At 43.8% G+C, this 20982-nt stretch carries 15 protein-coding genes; 8 read left to right on the forward strand and 7 right to left on the reverse strand.

Going from position 1 to position 20982, the window contains the following annotated elements:
- Window positions 1-15: 15 nt before the first annotated feature.
- The 5 genes from ABDK00_RS02805 to rplK all read right to left on the reverse strand — a co-directional run bounded on the left by ABDK00_RS02805 (window position 16) and on the right by rplK (window position 5279).
- Window positions 16-2241: a hypothetical protein gene (locus ABDK00_RS02805; protein ID WP_346237985.1), complete on the reverse strand. Its 2226-nt coding sequence runs from the start codon at window positions 2239-2241 to the stop codon at window positions 16-18.
- Between the two features lie 638 nt (window positions 2242-2879).
- Window positions 2880-3254, reverse strand: a complete 375-nt coding sequence (gene rplL, locus ABDK00_RS02810) for a 50S ribosomal protein L7/L12 (RefSeq protein ID WP_346237986.1) — start codon at window positions 3252-3254, stop codon at window positions 2880-2882.
- 100 nt (window positions 3255-3354) lie between these two features.
- The gene (rplJ, locus tag ABDK00_RS02815; protein WP_346237987.1) at window positions 3355-3963 is read right to left on the reverse strand and encodes a 50S ribosomal protein L10; all 609 of its coding nucleotides are present in this window, start codon (window positions 3961-3963) and stop codon (window positions 3355-3357) included.
- 149 nt (window positions 3964-4112) lie between these two features.
- Entirely contained in the window at window positions 4113-4805 is a 693-nt protein-coding gene (rplA, locus tag ABDK00_RS02820; protein ID WP_346237988.1) for a 50S ribosomal protein L1, read from the reverse strand.
- A gap of 30 nt (window positions 4806-4835) precedes the next feature.
- Entirely contained in the window at window positions 4836-5279 is a 444-nt protein-coding gene (rplK, locus tag ABDK00_RS02825; protein WP_346237989.1) for a 50S ribosomal protein L11, read from the reverse strand.
- Between the two features lie 241 nt (window positions 5280-5520).
- Here rplK and ABDK00_RS02830 point away from each other — a divergent pair, with 241 nt between their 5' ends.
- The 7 genes from ABDK00_RS02830 (at window position 5521) to ABDK00_RS02860 (ending at window position 13238) form a co-directional block, all read left to right on the forward strand.
- On the forward strand, window positions 5521-6426 hold the full coding sequence (locus ABDK00_RS02830) for an SMP-30/gluconolactonase/LRE family protein (RefSeq protein ID WP_346237990.1): 906 nt from the start codon (window positions 5521-5523) through the stop codon (window positions 6424-6426).
- A gap of 78 nt (window positions 6427-6504) precedes the next feature.
- A complete protein-coding gene (locus ABDK00_RS02835; RefSeq protein ID WP_346237991.1) occupies window positions 6505-7437 on the forward strand; it encodes a hypothetical protein in 933 nt (310 codons plus the stop codon).
- A 197-nt stretch (window positions 7438-7634) separates the two neighbouring features.
- The gene (locus ABDK00_RS02840; protein WP_346237992.1) at window positions 7635-9530 is read left to right on the forward strand and encodes an asparagine synthetase B family protein; all 1896 of its coding nucleotides are present in this window, start codon (window positions 7635-7637) and stop codon (window positions 9528-9530) included.
- A gap of 15 nt (window positions 9531-9545) precedes the next feature.
- Window positions 9546-9809: a PqqD family protein gene (locus ABDK00_RS02845; protein WP_346237993.1), complete on the forward strand. Its 264-nt coding sequence runs from the start codon at window positions 9546-9548 to the stop codon at window positions 9807-9809.
- Entirely contained in the window at window positions 9806-10234 is a 429-nt protein-coding gene (locus ABDK00_RS02850; RefSeq protein WP_346237994.1) for a lasso peptide biosynthesis B2 protein, read from the forward strand. The genes ABDK00_RS02845 and ABDK00_RS02850 overlap by 4 nt, the downstream gene beginning before the upstream one ends.
- A complete protein-coding gene (locus tag ABDK00_RS02855; protein ID WP_346237995.1) occupies window positions 10228-12012 on the forward strand; it encodes an ABC transporter ATP-binding protein in 1785 nt (594 codons plus the stop codon). The genes ABDK00_RS02850 and ABDK00_RS02855 overlap by 7 nt, the downstream gene beginning before the upstream one ends.
- Window positions 12009-13238, forward strand: a complete 1230-nt coding sequence (locus ABDK00_RS02860; RefSeq protein WP_346237996.1) for a nucleotidyltransferase family protein — start codon at window positions 12009-12011, stop codon at window positions 13236-13238. Before ABDK00_RS02855 ends, ABDK00_RS02860 begins: the two co-directional genes overlap by 4 nt.
- 26 nt (window positions 13239-13264) lie before the next feature.
- Here the strand turns inward: ABDK00_RS02860 and ABDK00_RS02865 are convergent, their stop codons facing one another.
- Window positions 13265-18346 carry a C25 family cysteine peptidase gene (locus tag ABDK00_RS02865; RefSeq protein WP_346237997.1) on the reverse strand — a complete coding sequence of 1694 codons (5082 nt, stop codon included), beginning with the start codon at window positions 18344-18346 and terminating at the stop codon, window positions 13265-13267.
- Window positions 18347-18355: 9 nt separating this feature from the next.
- Complete coding sequence (locus ABDK00_RS02870) at window positions 18356-19483, reverse strand: PorV/PorQ family protein (protein ID WP_346237998.1); 1128 nt, start codon at window positions 19481-19483, stop codon at window positions 18356-18358.
- Window positions 19484-19667: 184 nt separating this feature from the next.
- Here ABDK00_RS02870 and tyrS point away from each other — a divergent pair, with 184 nt between their 5' ends.
- Complete coding sequence (gene tyrS / locus ABDK00_RS02875) at window positions 19668-20945, forward strand: tyrosine--tRNA ligase (RefSeq protein ID WP_346237999.1); 1278 nt, start codon at window positions 19668-19670, stop codon at window positions 20943-20945.
- The last annotated feature ends 37 nt before the right edge of the window (window positions 20946-20982 follow it).

Here is a 20982-nt window from a genome sequence, read left to right on the forward strand (position 1 = left end):
GAGATAATAGAGCCCTTAATGTTGATCTTCCACTTTAACTACTTTCGAGTACGCTGTTTTTCCATCCTGATCGATCTGTCCTACGCGCACGAACACAACTGGTTTCTGTTCCATATCATAGGGGGCGTCGCCTTTGCTGCAAGACCAAAGCGAAGCAACCATTACTATGGAAAGGCTCGCAGCGATAATAAACGCCTGCTTCCGTCTCATTGAAGGGAAGGCCGCCAGCATGATTGCAATTATGATGAACAGCGAAATCAGCGAGAATCCTGAAAGCATGATGATTTCCTGAAGGGATTTGCTAAAGCTATAATCGATTTTTACGTCTGATGTACCACCGGCTGCTTTAGAGGTTACAGTCCCGATTTTAAACCATTTCAGGCCATCTACAGAACCTTCAATAATAAACTCTTTATTATTGGTTTCGCTCAGGGTGCTCCAGTCAACTAGCAGGCTTCCATTTTTCAGCGAAGCCGTAATTGCACCAAAGGTCACCGGCAGGGCCTGGTCTGTGCTTACAAAGGCGCTATATACCTGAAGCGAGTTGCCAACACCTGCCAGGTTGCTGAGGGTCAGTTCCACCTCATCAAAATCGCTACTGGTTTGAAAGCCAATGATACTACGCCCTGATGCGGGATCAGCGCCCAACACGATCAGCCCGAGGGCTTGCAAATCCAACAAGCTGCTATTGGAGAAGGTTTCGGCTACTACGCCGTTATTATACGTTGTAATGGTCAATCCTCCCAGGAGGGTAACGTCAATCAGCCCGGCATCACTTTCGACCACGAAGCCAACATACTCATCGCCTGTAAAAGTGTGGCCCGGCGTAGCAACAGCCACTGAAGCGCTGTTGCCGCCACCAATGCCCAATGCGCTGCTGAGTTCAACATAATTTGTGGTATCGGCATCTACCAAATTATCTAAAGACGCATTTAGCGGGAGGACGGCTGCGTCGGCGAGGCCGGTCGATTCACTTGTTGCCATTACGCCCATGCCACTGGCTGTTGGATGCCCGTTGCCGAGTATCGTGTAGGTGCCTAATGTGCCTGGTGCGCAGAAGCTTTTGACAACGGCGCTATAAATATTGGTGCTACCTAAAAGCGTGGCGCTGGCGCCTAAAAGTCCGCTCGATAATACCAGGCGCACTTCGTCAAACGGACCGGTGGTTACCAAAAAGCCGATGGTTTGCCGCGTTGCGGATCCGAGCAATGCCGCATTGATCAATGCGCTGCCGCCTACTTGCTGCACTACTGTTCCATTGTTAAGTGCCTGAACAGTCATTCCGCTTAATAAGTCAGCGGACAACAGGCTGGTAGTATTTTCAATATCAAAGCCCGCAAAATAATTGGCTGGAATTTCCCCGGTTAATAGTTTTACACTGACGTAAGCATCTCCCGCAACAGTAGCTCCGGCGGGAGAGAGGGTGGCAAAGTCAGCAGTGGAACTGCTTACAAGATTATCAGTTCCTGCTAACGTATTTAATATATTAGCTACCTGCACTGATGTAAGGCTGCCTACCACGCCAGTGACTCCGTAGGTGGCAGTGGCCGGGAATGCGTTTTGTGCCAGTGCCGTTGGCGTATTGCAAGGAGGGGCAACGCCTGCAGTTGGAGCAAGCACTTCGGCATTGAAAACGCTCACGCCTGTCAATAGAGCGCCCAAGTCGAGGCCGGTAAAGTTGAGCCTTACGCGCCGAAAAGCCTGCGTTGTAATTCCGGAAATTTTTGATCTGCCTGATGCCAAACCTACACCCAGCAGGTTCCCAGTGCCAATTGTTTCAGCCACAGTTCCATCCCCCAATCCGGCAGGGTTTGCGTCGCTATAAGTAATAATACTCACGTTGCTGAGCAGCGCCAGGCTGAGCAGCCCGTTGTTCACGACAAATCCAATTTCGGAGCCGGCGGGAAAGGTGCCCCCCGTATAGTCTAGTTCGATCCAACCGGTGCCGGCAAAAAGCGTGGCCGAAGTAGCTGCCGTCGCAAGGTCGCTATCTATCAGGTTGCCGACGCTGACAAAGCCGGTAACGCCAGAGCTTGTTTGAACAGAGAGGTTGCCGGTTGTAAAAGGTCCGGATCCATTGACAATGGGAAGCGTCGTATTCGTTGGAATTTGTGCGATGGCAGCAGAGCCCATCAGGCATAGCAAGATGACGACACTTTTGAGCAACGAAAACGGAACCCGCTTCAGTTTTAAAATTTGGATGAGAACATGTAGCGGTTTTGTAGATGTAATTTTCTTCATAAAAAGGGCTTTTATTAAATTGAAAAATAGGTTTTAGAGCAAAGGGCAATAGAAGGGTAGCCGAGGGCTTTTCGCCTTCAGAAGAGGGTTGAGAGGTAAAATTTTATATAACGCACGCAACTTTTAAGGGCATGGAACTTCCGTTCTGAAAAGGGCATAACCCTGTCAGTTGAGCGGAACAAGTCTCAAGCGGAACCTAATAGAGGCAGTGGTTACAAGTCCTTCTTGGTATAGCGCGCAACACATTACAATCCACTTGGTGGTTGATGCTGCGTATTTAACTTCGGGAAGGAGCCAGGAAAATTAAAATCGCGAGAATCGCTTCAATTTTTGTTTCATAATTGTGTGTTTTAAGGGCTTATAAGTTATTCCGGTATTTTACTTTTTAAGGGTTAAGAATTTCAGCTTTTACTATTTAGCGAGGGAACTGAAAATTCAAAAAAGGTTAAAGGTTATTTTGCTGCACCTGGTAACGAACGGGGCTTATATCGCTTGAAACCAAAAGTGTATGTTAAATATAGGACGAAATGTTAAGACGAACAAAAAATAACGTCTTACAGAAAACTCGACAACATGTGTGCCATAAAAAAAGAGCAACCATATTCATGATTGCTCTTTCATAGATTTTAACCAGGAGATTAAGCTACTTCAACATCAGCTCCAGCTTCTTTCAATTTAGCTGCGATCTCGTCGGCTTCAGCTTTTGTAACACCTTCTTTAACGGGTTTAGGTGCGCCATCCACTAATTCTTTAGCTTCTTTAAGACCTAAGCCAGTAAGATCTTTAACGATCTTAACAACGTTTAATTTAGATGCGCCACCGCTTTTCAGGATAACGTCGAATGCTGTTTTTTCTTCAGCAGCCGCGCCAGCGCCGTCGCCACCACCAGAAACTACTACTGCAGCTGCTGCTGGTTCAATTCCGTATTCATTTTTTAAGAAATCAGCTAATTCCTGAACTTCTTTTACAGTTAAACCCACCAGGTTTTCTGCTAATGCTTTGATATCTGCCATTGTTTGTTAATTTTTACCGTCTTCATTTCCATTTTAAAATGTAGGATCCGACGGCAGTTTTTAAAAAAATTGTTTAGTATATATTTTGAAATATATCGAATTATTCAGCTGCAGGTTTTTCATCTGCGGCTGGCGCTTCGGGCGCTGCGTCGGCTGCCGGAGCATCCGTTGCAGGAGTTTCAGCAGGAGCTTCTTCAGCTGCAGCTACCGGGGCTACATCACCTTCAGGCTTGTTTTGTAAAGCACCAATTACTCTTTGAATTGGAGAAAGCAATAATCCTATTACTTCGCCGATCAATTCGTTTTTGGTTTTGATTTGTGTGAGCGCTTTAAGCTGGTTGTCGCCGGCATAAAGGTCGCCATTGATAAAGGCCAGCTTTAATTCGGGTTTTTCAGCTTTTGCTTCGCTGCGGAAAGAACTTAAGATAACCGCTGGTTCTTTCGGGTTTTCTGAAAACATCAGGGCGGTTACTCTGTGTAGAGAGTCGTAAACGCCGGCGTATTTTTCAGCATCGAGCGATTCTAACGCTTTTTTGATAAGTGTGTTTTTTGCGACTTTCATTTCAACCTGTTTGTCGAAACAAGCGCGGCGCAGCTTGCTAACCTGCTCTACAGAAAGTGATTCTGTATCGGTTATGTAGAAATTGTCGTATTGAGAGAACTTGCCTTTCAATACTTCAATCACGTCGTTTTTTTGATCTTTAGTCATTTTATTTCGATTTGACTGTCCCGCGGGAACGGGATAGATTGCTTAAAATTGTTGTGGTTGTTTTTTTGATGCCATTGGTACTACAGATGAAGTGATTGCGACGCAAGATCGATGCCACATGCACTGCAGCTGGTATCATAAAACAATTATTAATGAACAAAACCTTTTGTATCTAAAGCGATGCCGGGGCTCATGGAGCTGGCCATGCTGATGCCTCTGAGGTAAGTACCTTTTGCGGTAGATGGTTTTGCTTTGATGATGGCGTTGATAAACTCCTGGCTGTTTTGGGCCAGTTTTTCGGGAGTGAAACTTACGCGGCCGATAGAAGCATGAATGATACCTGCTTTGTCTACCTTGAACGCAATTTTACCGCCTTTTACTTCGTTTACCGCAGCGGCAACATCGTTGGTTACCGTACCGGTTTTAGGGTTGGGCATTAGGTTACGTGGGCCTAATACTTTACCCAGTTTACCGATTTTCGGCATCACAGCCGGTGTGGCGATGATTACGTCCACATCGGTCCAGCCACTTTCAATTTTTTGGATAAACTCGTCCAAACCTACGTGATCGGCTCCAGCTTCGGTAGCTGCTGCTTCTTTATCGGGTGTGCAAAGTACTAATACTCTTTTTGTTTTACCGGTGCCGTGGGGCAGGGTAACGGTTCCGCGAATAGCCTGGTCTGCTTTTTTAGGATCTACACCTAAGCGAACGTGTAAATCAACAGAAGCGTCAAATTTCGCGACGTTTATTTCTTTAACCAATGCAGAAGCTTCGTTAAGCGTGTACGCTTTGTTGGCATCCACCTTGGTGTTTACAGCTTTTCTTTTCTTTGTAATTGCCATTGTAATTCTTTTAACGGTTCTTTTAATGGATTAGTTTTCCCAAGGGGCTTTACCTTCTACAGTTAATCCCATACTGCGTGCTGTACCGGCAACCATTTTCATAGCGCTTTCAGTGGTGAAGCAATTCAGGTCGGGCATTTTATCTTTAGCGATAGCTTCTACCTGATCCCATGATACTTTACCTACTTTTGAGCGGTTGCTTTCTTTAGAACCTTTTTGAATTTTTGCCGCTTCCATCAACTGCACCGCAGCAGGAGGCGTTTTAATTACAAAATCAAAACTTTTGTCGGAATAAACTGTGATTAAAACAGGAAGCACTTTTCCTGGTTTGTCCTGTGTGCGCGCATTGAATTGCTTGCAGAATTCCATGATGTTGATACCTTTGGAACCCAGCGCCGGACCGATTGGAGGTGCAGGATTGGCCTGGCCACCCTTGCACTGCAGCTTTACAAAGCCGGAGATTTCTTTTGCCATTTTTTAAATGATTTATTGGTTCAAACGCTCTTCCCGATCTTCGGGGCGAGCTCCCAAATTCCTCAATTTCACGCAATTGCATCGGGTTGGCTACAACCCGCGATTTTGAGCGAAATATCTAAAAGAACTAATTGGGGGTGCAAAGGTAGGTATAATCATTAAATAATAGCAATTTTATCACAGGAAGGCATCTTTTATGCAAAAGGGGGCTCATTGGACGCTTACTTATTAAATTTAGCACATGAAAATATTATTGGCTTGCATAGCTTCCATAACAGGCATTGCGTTGGCTGCCCAGCCTCCGCTTTTATTTGATTCGCTGGGAATTGTAGCGCCTCACGCGCGTTTAAAAAAAATCAGCGATCAATTTAGTTTTACAGAAGGTCCCGCCGCAGATAAGCGGGGCAACGTCTATTTCACCGACCAGCCGAATAATACGATTTGGTTTTTTGATGCAAAAAAGGGGAGCTTAAGGCTGTTTAAAAAAGAAGCGGGCCGCGCCAACGGGCTTTATCTCGATGCGAAAGGAAATATTATCGCCTGCGCGGATGAACATAACGAGCTATGGCAAGTCGATCCAAAAGGCAGGGTGAAGATTTTATTATCCAACGTAAACGGCAAAAAACTCAATGGCCCCAACGATCTTTGGGTGGATGGCGCGGGTGGCATTTATTTTACGGATCCCTATTATCAACGCAATTACTGGGCGCGCAAAGCGCCGGAAATAGAACGGCAAAATGTATATTATTGGGCGCAGGGGCAACAGGTTCGATTGGTAGATTCTAACCTTGTAAAACCGAATGGAATTGTTGGGCGCGGATCGACGCTTTATGTTGCGGATATCGGGGACAGCAAAACTTATAAATACATGATCAGGGAGAATGGTACGCTGACGGATCGTACTCTTTTTGTAACCCAGGGATCGGACGGGATGACGCTGGATGCTGCCGGAAATCTTTACCTAACCGGGAAAGGGGTGACCGTGTACAATGCAGCGGGTGTTAAAATCGCCCATATCCCCGTGCCGGAAAAATGGGTGGCCAATATTTGTTTCGCCGGAAAGAAGAAGAATATCTTATTTATTACCGCGGGAACCAGTATTTACACCTTGGAAATGGCGACGCGAGGAGATGGAGTTCCACGTTAATTTCTGGCGATTAAAATGGGTAATTGATCGAAAAAAGATATTCGAAGCTGTTTGTTAACCAATATTTTTGCCGCCATTATGAAATACTATTATCGTGCATTTGGAATTGTTGTGGCATCGGAAATAGAGTTGCCTGCTTTGCTACCGGTTGAGGCAGCGGCCACTGATGAGGATGCTGTTCAGGTGATATTGGGAAAAGTGCCACTTGAGTTGACGCAGGAAGGAAAACGCGCCGACAGTAGCGCGGTTTGTAATGCGAACGAAATGATTTTTCATTTGCCGGAGCGCGTCAAATTTTATATCAGTAATGGAAATTCCATTGTCATTGAGCCCATTGCTGCTGATCTGGCCAGTCAGCTGATTTATTTTTATTCGAATGCTTTGGCGGCAGTGCTATACCAGCGAAATCTGATTCCTTTTCACGTGTCGGGCGTGTTTACCGGCCCCGGCAAAGTGGTCTTGTTCGCAGCGCCTTCGGGCACGGGGAAATCCACTATGGCCGTGAAATTGCAGGAAATGGGGTATCGGCCGTTTACGGATGATACGGCGATCTTGTTTGTGGAAGAAGGCAAATGCTTTGCCCAGGCATCGTACCCCATGATCCGGTTATGGCAGGAGACGATTGGAGAGCAGGTGTTGCTGAATGAGGCAGACAAGCAGAAAATTTACGACGACGGAGAACGCGATAAGTTTGGATTTTTATTTCACGATCAGTTTGAAGATGGAAAAGTTGAAGTAGAACAGTTGATTTTTCTCGAGCAGGTGGAAGGTTCCATGGTTGAGGCGCGCGAAATACGGAATGTGGAGGCGTTTAAAAAGCTCTGCGACAATGTATATCGTTGTCATTGGATTCCTGCGATGAAAAAAGGCAAGGTGCAGTTTGAGTTGATAAGCCAAATATTGGGCGCGGTGCCGCATTGGCTGGCGGTGCGCCCCAAAAATGCAGGCTTCATCGAAGAATTTCCACAATTTATCGAAAAACGGTTTGCGAAAAAGGGTGAAATAGCTTAATTTGCAACGAAATACCATTAATAACTATTAAAAAAACACTTATGGAAATTAAAAAAGAGTGGATTTCACCAGAAGTAAAAGAGATTGAAGTGAATGCTTCTGCAAACACTGGTGGGGACCTAGAAGGTAAATCCTAATTAAATCAATAATCTTTTCGTGTCAAGCAGAGTTTTTAACTCTGCTTTTTTAATAATAGTATGAGCGTCATTTTCGGTGTTTGGAATTATTGCGGAACATCTCAGGTAGGAGAAGCACTTCAAAACATGTACGAGTCGATTAAAACGATGCCGCATGAGTCCCATAGTACTGATCAACTTAATCAAATCGGTTTTGGTCACGTACTTACGCTAAATACCCCCGAAGCGGTTTGGGAACAAATGCCAATTTATTTGGAAAAGCAAAGGCTATTTTTTTTGGCACAGGGGCGTATTGACAATAGGGAATTTTTAATATCTCAGCTCAATTTAGAAGTAAAAGGCCGTTACTCAGACGGGCTTCTCATGACAGAAGCGTATTTGAGATGGGGGAAAAAATGTGTGGAGCATTTACGAGGGGACTGGAGCTTTGCTGTTTTTGATGAAGTAGAGAACGAACTGTTCATTGCAAGAGCACCAATGGGATATACCGCTTTATACTATTTAAAAAACAGCGAAGGTTTTTACTTTTCAAGTTCTTTGAGAAGTTTAGTAGCACTGAAAAATTCAAAAAATGAGCTTAACGAATTAAATCTCATCAGATGGATGGCCCTTTGGGATGATAATTTGAGCCATGGCGATACCTATTTCAAAAATATTCACAGCCTAAAACCAGGGCATAGCCTTGTTGTTCAGGACCAAACAATTTTATTAGAGGAATTTTGGCTACCCGAAAATATCCCATTGAGGCACTATAAAAATAAGCAAGATTATGCCGATGAAATGTCTGAGTTATTTAACCATGCCGTTCAGGCTCGTTTGCGTAGCTACCATCAGCCGGCTTCAATGTTGAGCGGAGGATTAGATAGCAGCTCGGTAAGCTACCTGGCTGCATCCTTGCTCGCAAAAAGCGGGCAGCAGCTTCGTACATTTAGCCATATTCCATTTTATCGTGATGAAATTTTACGTCAAAAAAACAAATCATACGCTATTTTAGATGAAAGCGAATTTATAGAAGATGTAGCCCGCGCATCTGGAAAAATTCAATCTGTTTTATTAAATTCTGGCCACAAAAGTATCCTGCAGGCAATGATGGAAGGAATGGAAATTTGTAACGCACCCTCTCACGGCGCAGCAAATCTTTATTGGATACTCGATATTTACAGTACTGTCGCAGAAGAAGGATTTGGCGCTCTACTTACCGGAGAGGGAGGGAATGGCTCCATCTCATTTGCGGGCATAGATTATTTACGACCCTTTAAACCCATTAATTTTATAGCAAGTCCCTATAAGTTCTTAAGAACTCAAGTGGCCAAGCCCATAGTCTTAAAATACTTGAACAGTTTTTTGAACAGGACAAGACCCGCCGTTGCCAACTTGGAAAAATATGTTCAAAGCATGTTTATTAAACCCGAGATTCTGGAAAAATATGATGTTATTAATGATGCAAAAAGAGCAGAAAAGCGTATCGTTAGAGTTGTAAGAAATGTGAGAGAAGTGAAAAAAGTCTTTTTGGATTTATATACTCCAAGAAGCACTAGAGGAGCGCAGTATGGACAGTATTTTGGATTTGAAATGAGAGATCCTACTGCAGATGTTGATCTAATGGAATTTTTTTTCAGCATCCCCAATGACGTTTTCTTTGATAAGCACTATAATAACCGAATGTTGATAAAGCGCATGATGAAAGATAAAATACCCGACTGCGTTTTATATGAAAAGCGAAAAGGGCTGCAAAGCGCTGATATCGTTTACAGAGTAAAAGCCCAGGCAGATGAACTCAGGGATGCTTTTCAAAATGTTTGCAAAAGCCCTGCCGCCAACCATTATATTGAGACACAAAATATGCTTGAGACATTTCAAGCGTATTTACACCAGCCATACGTTGAGCCCTATGAAATGCAACGTCTCCTAAAAGCCTTGCATTTTGCGCTATTTTTACAAAAAAACTTTGATTAATTTAAAGATTGCACCATGAGCTATAAATTTAACTCCAAAGATGTGTTGATTACTGCACTGGGAAATGAGGGCGTCGCCTTTAATAGCAGCAACAATGAGTATTTTTCTTTAAATGAAACCTCTTTTAAAATATTGAGGGGCTTAGAAAATAATCAAACAGTGTCCGATATTTGTCAGCAGCTGCTATCCGAATACAATATTTCGGAAGAGGCCTGCCGAAAAGAGGTGGATCAAACGATCCAGCTATTTCTCGATAAAAAGCTGATTTCCGAAGCATGAACAAGCTTCGCACATTTATCAGGCTTAGTTCCTTTCAAAAAGGCCTGCTGATCCAGGCTTTTGGCTTTTCCCTCTACACCTGGCTTCTGTTTCTTTTTTTCAAAAAGCGGGCGGGCTTTGGGGAGAGACTGGCAGGCAATTATCCAGATTTACAGGCCGATAAAAGATCGAACGATATCGCATGGGCTATCCATGCAACAGGCAAATATGTACCCTGGAAAAACGTATGCCGCCATCAGGCTTACCAGGCCAAACTGCTTTGCAATGTTTATAAAATCCGCTGCCTTATTTTTATCGGGTTTAAGAAAGATAAAGCGTATGGCATTCAGGCGCATGCCTGGGCTATGGCCGGAGGTAAAATCATAACCGGCCATTGTAATCCTGACGATTATATCGTGCAAAACATTTATAAAAATAAATGGTAGCAACATATAAGAACTACAATCTGAAGGAGCTGACGAGAAACATTCATCGCTCGCTCAGCCTGCTTTGGCACACCAGCAAAACACTGGCGCTGCAAAGCTTCGCGCTACAAGCGGCCCAGGCATTACTGCCCGTGGTTTCTTTGTATATCATTAAAATCCTAATTGAAAAAGTTACCAGTAAGCAGCCTTTTTCGGATGCTATTCCAGTTATTATATATTTCCTTGCCGCACAACTAATGTTAGCGCTGGTGCATCAATACTCGGCCTACGTAACAACCGTTTATCAACTCAAACTTACGGACTATCTGTCGAAGCGGGTTTTAGAAAAAGCTGTAGGCGTCGATTATGAATACTATGAAAACCCCGCCTATCATGATAGTTTGCATCTCGCGCAGCAGCAGTCGCTCTATCGCGCCGGCACAATTCTTACCAGCTTCAACGCTTTCATTACCTCGGCGTTTGCGCTTCTATTTCTTTTGATACTTTTTATCAGCATGCAGTCGTTCTTTGCCTTGCTGTTTATCATGTTTTCATTGCCGCTCGCCGTCATCAAATGGTATTTTGGTATCGCGACGATGCAGCAGGAAAGGAAGTTAGCGCCGCTCGAACGGGAAGCCGGCTATTTACACCAGGTACTGACCGGCGTGAGTTATGCGAAAGAAACAAGGGTGTTCGGTTTCGGCTCTTTTTATATAGATAAGTTTACTACTATCAGGAATTTTATCCGCGGAAAAAAGCAGCAGCTCAATGAAAAGCTTACACAATACAGTCTTTTGGCCGAAGCAGCTGAAATCATTGCGATGGCGATCATCTTTGCTTTGCTTGCCAAACAATCTATCGAAGGGACGATCACGCTAGGCTTATTTGTAATTTATATACAGGGCTTTCAAAGTCTGCAAAGCAATTCTAAAAATTTTTTGCAGTCAGTTGTAACCATATTGCAACAGCGTATTTTTATGCAGGATCTGTTTGCTTTTTTAGACATTGAAATCGAAAAGCCCCGGCAAAAGCAGCATGATTTTCCCCAGGTGCAAAAAGGTTTGAAGGTGAGCGGTGTTTCTTTTCAATATCCTGATGCAGCTGGTAACACATTAAGCGATATTGACCTCGAATGCGAGGCTGGAAAAGTTATCGCGATTGTTGGGGAAAATGGTTCCGGCAAATCAACCCTTATAAAACTGCTGGCAAAACTTTACGAGGCGGATGCCGGCCAGATATTATTCGATGATAAGGAACTGAAAGAAATTGATACTGAGACATACCGCGAGAAATCGTTGTTTTTATTCCAGGATTTTGAAAGGTATTTTTTTACCATAAAGGAAAATATAATTTTAGGAAAACCTGATGAGGAAAAAACGATGCAGGATATTGAAACTGCTGCGAGTTTGTCCGGTGCAGACCGGTTTATATCAAAATTGCCGCTGGGTTATGAAACGCGCATGGGCAGGGTGTTTGAGGGTAGTTCTCAATTAAGTGGCGGCGAATGGCAGAAGCTGGCTTTAACCAGGATGTTCTACAGGACCAACGCCGACCTGATCGTACTGGATGAACCCACCAGCGCACTCGACGCCCGCGCCGAGTTTGAGATTTTTAAGCAAATTAAATATTTGGCGAAGCAGAAAATGGTGATTTTAGTTACGCACCGGCTTTACAATTTAAAAATTGCGGATTACTTGTATGTAATGAAAGAAGGAAAAATTACAGAGTCTGGCAAATTCGACGATCTGATTGAAAAGGGAGGCTTATTCGCCGAATTGTATAATATGCAGCAGCTATGATCGCAATAAAAAATATTATAGAAAACTATGGAAGCGAAATGGCGCTGGTGCTGCTTTGCAGCCGGGTATATTTTGGCACAGAAACCAACTCGGCGGTTAAACAATTGATTGATGAAAGCAACATTGATTGGAACCACGTAATGGCGCTGGCAAATTATCACCGGATTGAGCCGATTATTTACAAGGTGTTAACCGACGAAATAATGCCGCAAGATATTGCTTTAAAAATCAGGCAGCGCCAGCATTTTCTAATTCAGCAGAGTTTTAAAAGGGCGGTAGAGGCGGAGCGTCTGATCCATCTTTTTGCTTCTCATCGTATCAAATGCGTGCCCTACAAAGGATCGCTGCTGTCGAAATTATTGTATGGCGATATTGTTTCGCGTGAGTCGAGCGATATCGACCTGGTTATTGATCCAAAAGATTTTGAAAAAGTTTTAGCGTTGATGAAAAAGGAAGGCTTTCTTTTCGAAAGCCAGCTGGAGTACAACTTTTATAAAAAAGATCTGTATAAAAAGAAAAAGGATGTTTCGTTTAATAAGTACGAAGGAGGCCTACGCATTTTTCATATCGAGTTTCATTGGCAGATAACCGATCGTGCGAACCAGATTGATGATCGAATTGGTTCGCTGCTTTATCAAACCTATACCAGGGACTCTATCGTAAAAAAAGAAATCGATGTACTGGAGGTTAATGCGCATTTAACAGCAGTTTTTGTACACCATGCGATGAATGATGGCCTAAGTATTTTAAGAAACCTTATTGACATCGGCCGGATGTCTAAAGCGGATAATCCTGCCATTGATTTTCGAATTATTCAGAACAATCTTTCCCGGTTTCATTTGAAAAAGGCAATGGCGGTTTGCAGCTTCCTTTCTGACCAGTTGTTGGGTGTTGCACTTCCTTTCACGGAAACAGATCTTTCGCTAAAGCCGCAGATCAAATCTTTTTTTATCAATCAAATGATGAAGAAAGATGAAATTGGTAAACGTTTTGAAACGGCTTTATTCTACAAAAGCAATTTGTTTTTAAAGGACACAGCCTACGAGAAAGTTAAATACCTGTTGGCGAACGTAAGGCTGAGATTTATCCCTTCGCGCAAAGATATCCGCATCTTTAGATTGCCCAAATCGATGTGGGTATGCTATATCTTTCTAAAACCTTTTAGGTCGTTGCTTAACCCCGCTGACAATTTAGAAGAAAAAGAAATCGCTAAAAGGCAACAGTAAGAGCGAGATGATTTAAGACGGCTCCACTATCTGATCAGCACCATCTTTCCATATCCCTTATTAAAATACCTGTCCGTATTATCATCGGAAGATCTATACTTATCGAGGCTTTTACCGTTCAGGTTGGTTAACACGCGGTACAGATAAACGCCGTTAGCCAGCTTTTGGCCATACTGGTCGGTGCCATCCCATTTAAACTCTGTAATATTTCTACCAATGCGCAGCGGGCCTAATTCCGATTTAGTAATCTCCCGGACAATCTTTCCCGTAATGGTTAAAATCTGAATCCTGATGTTTTGAGGAATCTCTGAACCCGTTAGCGTGAAAACGAATGCGGTCGATGTTGTAAACGGATTGGGATAGTTCAACAAATTGGAGATCATTGGTTTGTTTAAAACCTGGAAGTTGATCCGATAGTCCATGCTGCCGGCTCTGTTGCCGCTTTCGTCTTCTGCACTTACAATCAACTCATATTCGCCGTCGGCCAGCAGATGCGGTTTAAAACTTACGGAAGCGGTATTGGCTTCGTTGGCGCCCTGGCCGGCCGGTGTGAATATCAAAGTATCATTATTAAATTGGTAGTCGCGCAATAAACCATCGGGGTGGCGCAACTGCACTTTAATCAAATCAGAATTGTTCAGTAATAAATATTTCGCATCATCTGTGAGTTTAATTTGAATATCCGGTTTGCTGGAAACGATATCTCGGTTAAGAATATGCAATCCGTCGAAGGTGACGTCCATGTTAGGCCCCAGGCTATCGCCTCGAACGTAGAAATTTTTATAAATGAAATTGTTGAACGAATGCTGCTCGGGTTGGTCATTGTCGCGGTTAAATTCCAGGTAAGCGAGATTGTTGCCCGCGAGAGCCTGGGTAGGAATCGGAACGTCCAGTTTCACAGTGTCGCCGGCGATCAACGGTTTAACATTATTGATAGGAATGGTTTTTTCGATATTGTTTTTGTCACGCACGGTAAGTTTAATTTTCAAGCTGTCAAAAGGCTGATCGCTGACATTCTTGAACGCTACGCCGAGATTGAAAGGCTCTCCGGCCTCCAGCGTATCTTTCGAACTAAAATAGAGGTTGGGCGCGATCGCTCCTTCCGGCACCGGCGTGCCATAAAGCCGCCAGTACTTGATTTGATAGGGCGTACGATTGGTTTCGTCTTCAGTTTCCATTTGTAGTCGAATGCCCGAGAACTCGCTAGCGTTAAGCTGCGAAAGATCCAATGTTTTTTGTGAACTTGGAATATTTTCAATTAATCTTGATTCTGTACCGTTTTTATCAACACCGATTACTGAAAATGAGGTTTTGTCTGTAGAGGGCGTTTCAAGGCTGTAACCATCCCAAACCATTTTGTCAACAGACAGATATTTTTGAAACAAAGGGGATGTAAGCTTTCCTTTAGTTCCAAGAACTGGAAGCTTAAGGGAAATTTTTAATTTATCGGTTATAGAATTTCCCACAACCTGCGCTAACGGCACGGAATTGTTTTTTTGATAAAAGAATATATATGGCACTTCCGATTTAACTTCATCGATGCCAGTAAGTCCGATACTTTTTAATTTATGATACAGAGAGTTGTTTTTCCCAAAAACCGCCGTGTCGGCCTGCCACACAGAAGGTAGAATCGTAGGTGTCCATTGATTGCTTGTGAGGCCAACATAGTAGCCAGATGGAATAGAATCCATAAACCGCATAACATTTGCTCTTCCATTTGCGTTAGAAATGTCAAACTGGAAAAAGCCCGTAATTGTGTATCCCGGTTTCCACTCTACTGGCGGATAGCTTCCATATTGACCTAAATTACCTGAGACAGTATTTTTCAGAAGATCTAAACTCTTATTGTTTATAACATAAAATCTTATCGAGTTCTGATTAGCGTTGGGAGTCGCCGGGCCGCTAAACCCTCCCTGAGCTAAAATATCACCTATATAAAGCGCAATATCTCGCGCTCCAATTTGATTATTGGTAGTATATATTGAGTTGGTAATAGAAATAATTCCTTGGAGGCTGTCAAAAGTGAAAGTTCGGGTTTGCTGTTCGAAATTAACACCATCGGGACGGGCTCTTTCAAACTGATCAGCGTGGGATTCGCTAAAGCCCAGATTGTTAGTTGGCATGTAAGTAAAAGACGCTGTACTCCAAAGAGATTCGGGTGTTGATTCCGTCGGAGTTAGGCCAACCCTCCAATAATAAACGGTACTGTCTCGAAATGTTTGTGTTGACTCAAATGCTATTACTCCTCCTTTTGAACTTTTAGTTTGCGTGTATTTAAATGGCGAGTTAAAATCAAGAACGGAATCTATTTCAATAGTGTAGTTTTTGGTCGTGGCGAATGGGTCTCCCGTTGATGCAATGAAAGTCACTGGCAGTTTATTTACGATCGCGTAATCAAATGGGAAAACCGTCGAAATATTATCCTCAAAGATAAATAATTCTTTCACGACCGAATTATTGCTCTTCGATAGCTCGTTGATTTTATTTTCAGGATCAATAGTTATTGTAAACTTATTAGCTCCGTGATCTCTTAGAGGGCTTATAGGAAAATGGTATGTTAAAGAATCTAGATAGCGAATTCCCGATATCGTGTCCCTAACAACCACCTCGACTGAAAGGTCAGGGTAAGTCCTTTTGATTTCCACGATCATACTATCGTTGATAGCTCTCCCTAAATTGGCGATTTTTGCTTTCAAAGTAAAGGCAGGCTCTGCAACGGAAACAATATTAGGGCTAATTGTTACCATAGGTTCTTCGATTGCGTAGTCCGGCTTATCAAACTGGTATAAACGTATACCGGGGTCTCCGTTTAAAGTGTACTCCTCGGCCTGAGCTCTATGAAACAAGCTTGATTCTCCGCCTACCTGTGAGTAGAAAGCTCGGATGGTGTTATTCATAATCGCTCCCAGCGTATAACCATAGCTCTCATTGGTCAATTGCTTATACAAGGTCGTATTGTACTGTCGTAATGGGAATACGTAGCCAACGCTTGTGCCTGCCATCATAGCAACGCTTCCCCTACCTTTTGCAAAGAGATATTTTTCTGAAATTGTATTATAGGTCGATAAACGATTGTCGTTTAAAATGAAAATATCGCCAACATTACATCCCATCATATGAAACACCGGGTATTTACCAGCATTAGAATAGTTGAGCGGATTTTCAAGATCAAAGGCAAGTGTTTCAGAAGAAGAGTGGCCAAAATAGGTCAATAGATTAATGCCTGTGTTTAATCGACTTTTTAAACGTTCTGAGGTTGTCTGGTCGCTCCCCGGTGTCGAACTTTTGACAAAATCGGTGACGTTAGCACCATAAAAAGTATCAATAATATGCGTTTTATCGGTATTAAGTGCGCCGTATAGCTCGTTTATAAGAGCCTGATCATTTGCCCCCACCATATGTATGACATTCTTTTTCCAAAGGCTGGCACCCACGCTGGGCGACGGCGTTAAATGTTGCTCATACTCTTTTATCTTTTCTAAGTATAGAGACAGTTCATCACCATTAATTACTGAAATTCTGCCGATGGGTGTCAATGGCTGCGAGCTGGAGCCTTCGGCCGCCAATAGTACATCCGATGCCGGCGTGCCAAAAGTAGGAACCAGGTTTAAGCGCTGCGTGGTCAATGATGACTCGTTCGCCCGCGCCGAAACATATTTCAAGCCATGCCCCAAAAGGAAAGCGCTTTTAGGCGCGCTGGAAAACCTGCTACGCGCGAAGCGTAAAAAATTTCTTACCGAAAGCGGATGATATTTTATGCCAAAAGCGAACTGATCAATCAATTGATCGATCATATAGACTTTTGCATTATAACCACCGCCCGCTGCCGAACTTCGATATGCCCGATAGGCTTCAACAGGTTGCGTTCCGCCCGATCCGGTTAAAATGTTTTCGTGCGTGATCATTAAATAATCACCCTGGTTAGCCGCGGCGGCATAATCAATAAAATTCCTGGTTTCTAAACCCGAAACAATTTTAATATTAGCTGCAGTTGTATTTACCAAAACCAGCCGCGCGTTCGTTACCGAGGGCTGCACATATATTTTCACAACAGACGGGGTACCGGTGTTCGCTTCGTAGCGGCGCCCGTTGGTGAGGTCGTATAGCAACGGCGTGCCAGAATAATTGAAATTCGAAATCTCAAGATATTTTCCCAGAGAGGAAGCAGAAAGTTCGAATGGAAAACTACTGGCCCCGCCAAAATTGAATATGCGCGGATAGGTGATATCAAGCCGGCCAATTTTGATGCGGTTGTTTGAAGTGGTAGCAACATTCGTGAACGTAATATTTTCAGTGGCGCCCGTTAAGTGGGATACAGGCGCCTGAGCGGTTAATTTTGCATAGTCAAAGCCATTGAGAGACGTGTTAAATACAGCCGTATTATTCAGTGCAACATTCACGGTGCGGCTGTTAGGGCTATTGCCCACAAGATTCAGCTTCAGCTGCATTTGAGGCGCTCCGCTTCCCGTAAAAGGAAACAGGCTGGTTTGGGTAAAGGTGCGGGTCTGGTTCTCGCTTATTTCGTTAGAAGTCCATCCTTCACCAACTTCGTACGACGCTGAGATGGCCGCTTCGGAAATTTTGCCGACATAAGGCCCTAAATGAATTGATTCATTAGGGTAAATGCCGGTAGTGTACATAAAATAAGGCTCCGCACCGACGCCCACCGGAATAATATTGGCGGTCGCATTTAGCCTTTTGTTGTTTCCTGTGGGGTTAACGGTAAGAAAATAGGCAGCCGTGTCGGTAAACAAACTTTTGCTGTCGTTGATCTGGTCGTTAAGATCGCGGTAAAGCGCCTGATCGGCTTTTCCATCGTTCGCTTCGCCCCAGAATTCTATATAGCCTCCCGGCGCTAAAGCACCAGTGGGATTGGAAGTGTAAACAGGAATCTCAACTCCGTTGCGCCATAATTGAAAATGAGCGGCATCAGCATTGGCCAGGCCCGAAGCTGCTAAAGTAGTTTGGGGAATGCGATACAAGCCGGTGGCGCCAACTTTAAATTTGTAGTAAGTTTTGCTGTAGTCGATCCATTCGTTATTGAACTGTTGGGAAAAGGCTACAGCGGTTAAAAAAATAAAAACAATAAAAGACAGTAGTTTTTTCATTCGGGTTGTTTAAAATACAGCAGATTTCCTTTTTCTGTCAATATCAAGTCGCAAAGAAAATATATGGGTAAATAACGGATTCGACTGGTTGGCAAGATTCGCAAAAGCATAGTCGATAACAACGGATTTAATTCTAAAGCCGGCGCCCACACTCGGTTGATAGATCCAAACCTTTTTTTGATTTAAAGTATCGCCATCTGCCAGGCCTTGCTGGAAATTGTTGATGCCGCCGCGCACGAAAAAGACATTTTTATAACCGTATTCCAGGCCCAGTTTCGGATCGATGCTAACAGGGTCGCTGCTTACCACCGTATTTCGTTTTCCATCAAACGTCAGGTCAAAATTGGTTTCTGCCAAAAGGGTAGAGGTTTGGCCGATATTGAAAAGCCGCGACGCTCCCAAGGTAAGCCGGGGCGAAGTCAGTTCGGTTGACCTTACCGGAATGTCATTGTTGGTTAAGTAAAGCACTTCTTTTTCCTTATCTGAAAAATTGAAAGTCCAGGTGTTAAAAGTGCTTGTTACATCTTTGGCTGCAAGCCCAAAGCGCCACTGATTTTTGAAGATCTGCAGGCCCGCGTCGAGGCCAAACCCCAGCGCGCGCGCAAATTTCCCCACGTTGCGATAAATCACTTTCGCGTTGGCGCCGAAGTTGATGACGGTGCTTTCATTTTTTTTCAGGTTTTGCCCATAAGAAAGTAAAAACGCGTAATCCGCTGACGAAAAGGTTTGAATATTATTATAGTTCAGCGATCCGTCCGGGTTCACTAAAAACAGCGTGTTAGCGATATCGTCTACAGCAAATCGCAATGCCGTAAGGCCGATGACTCTTTTTTCGTTAGCAGTAGGCAGCGCCACGTTGGCAAAATCATATTTCCCGATTCCGGCAAAATATTCGGAGTGCATCAGGTTGACCTGCGTGTGTCCTTTCACGTTCACAAGGCCCGCTGGGTTCCAATATCCCGATGTTCCATCGGCCACAGAAGCCACTTGGGCGCTTCCCATTGCTAATCCGCGCGCGCCCGCGCCGATGTTTAAAAACTCGTTAGAGTATTTTCTGAACTGCGCCTGGCTTTGCTGGCTGCAGGTATGCAACAACGCAAATAAAACCGCTATTCTTATCGATTTTCCTGAAATCACTAAACAGTTATTAAAATATGACAGATGGTTAGATCAATTTTCTCACAGTGTCCCTTTTAACAGCAAAGGTTAAATCCGGCTTTGAACTGCTGCAAAATTAAGACTATCGGCTGAATGTCTAAACCCATTTAGACAGAAACACATTATTATTCGATCAAAGCGCTAAAAACCTATTTTTGCGCCCATGGATTTGATTAAAGAACTGGAATGGCGCGGCATGGTGCAGGATATGATCCCGGGCACGGCCGAGCAGCTTAAAAAAGAGGTTACGTCTGGCTATATCGGGTTTGACCCCACAGCAACCAGCCTGCACATCGGCAGCCTCGTTCCCATTTTATTGTTGGTACATATGCAAAGAGCAGGTCACCGCCCTATCGCATTGGTAGGCGGCGCCACGGGAATGATCGGCGATCCCAGCGGTAAAAGTGAAGAACGCAACCTGCTCAGCGAAACCCAGCTGGCGGAGAATATCGCGGGTATCAAAGCGCAGCTTGAAAAATATCTTGATTTTGACGAATCGAAGCCCAACGGTGCGCTCATGGTGAATAATTATGATTGGTTTAAAGATATTTCATTTATAGATTTTTTGAGAAACGCCGGCAAACATATTACCGTCAATTATATGATGTCGAAAGACAGCGTAAAAAAGCGTTTCGAAGGCGAGGTTGGTATTAGCTACACAGAGTTTGCTTACCAGCTCATGCAGGGTTTTGATTTTTATCATCTTTATGAAAAACTGAACTGCAAACTACAGATGGGTGGCAGCGATCAGTGGGGAAATATTACCACGGGAACGGAGTTTATCCGCCGCAAAGCCCAGGGCGAAGCTTTTGCTTTTACCTGTCCGCTTATTAAAAAAGCTGATGGAACGAAGTTTGGAAAAACAGAACAGGGCAACGTTTGGCTCGATGCCGCAAAAACATCTCCCTACCAGTTTTACCAGTTTTGGCTCAACGCAACCGACGCTGATGCGGCTAATTGGATTAAGATCTTTACTTTCCTCGATGAGCCTGCCGTTTCAAAGCTGATTGAAGACCATCAGGTCGATCCTTCCAGCCGCCTCTTACAAAAAGCGCTGGCGAAAGAAATTACGATTTTTGTGCATGGGGAGGAGGAATATCACAAAGCCATTGAAACCACAGAAAAACTGTTTACCAACCAATCCAAATCGGCCGAAGAGATGTCGGTAGAAGACCTTGAAGGAATGGAAGGTGTTGTGAAAGCCACTATCGAAATGGCGAAAATGGAACAGGGCATCGACGCCGTGTCGCTGCTGGCCGACACGCAAATTACCGCAAGCAAAGGCGAGGCGCGTAAATTGATCCAGGGAGGCGGTGTGCAAATCAACCGGAAAAAGCTGGCCAATGCTCAGGAAGTAATAACACCATCTTTCTTACTTCACGGTAAATATTTGCTGCTTCAGAAAGGGAAGAAAAATTATTATCTGGTAGAAGCCGTATAAATAGCGATAGCAGAACAGTTTAAAAATTTTTTGTATT

This window comes from Niabella insulisoli, from assembly GCF_039652435.2.
GTDB classification, from domain to species: domain Bacteria; phylum Bacteroidota; class Bacteroidia; order Chitinophagales; family Chitinophagaceae; genus Niabella; species Niabella insulamsoli.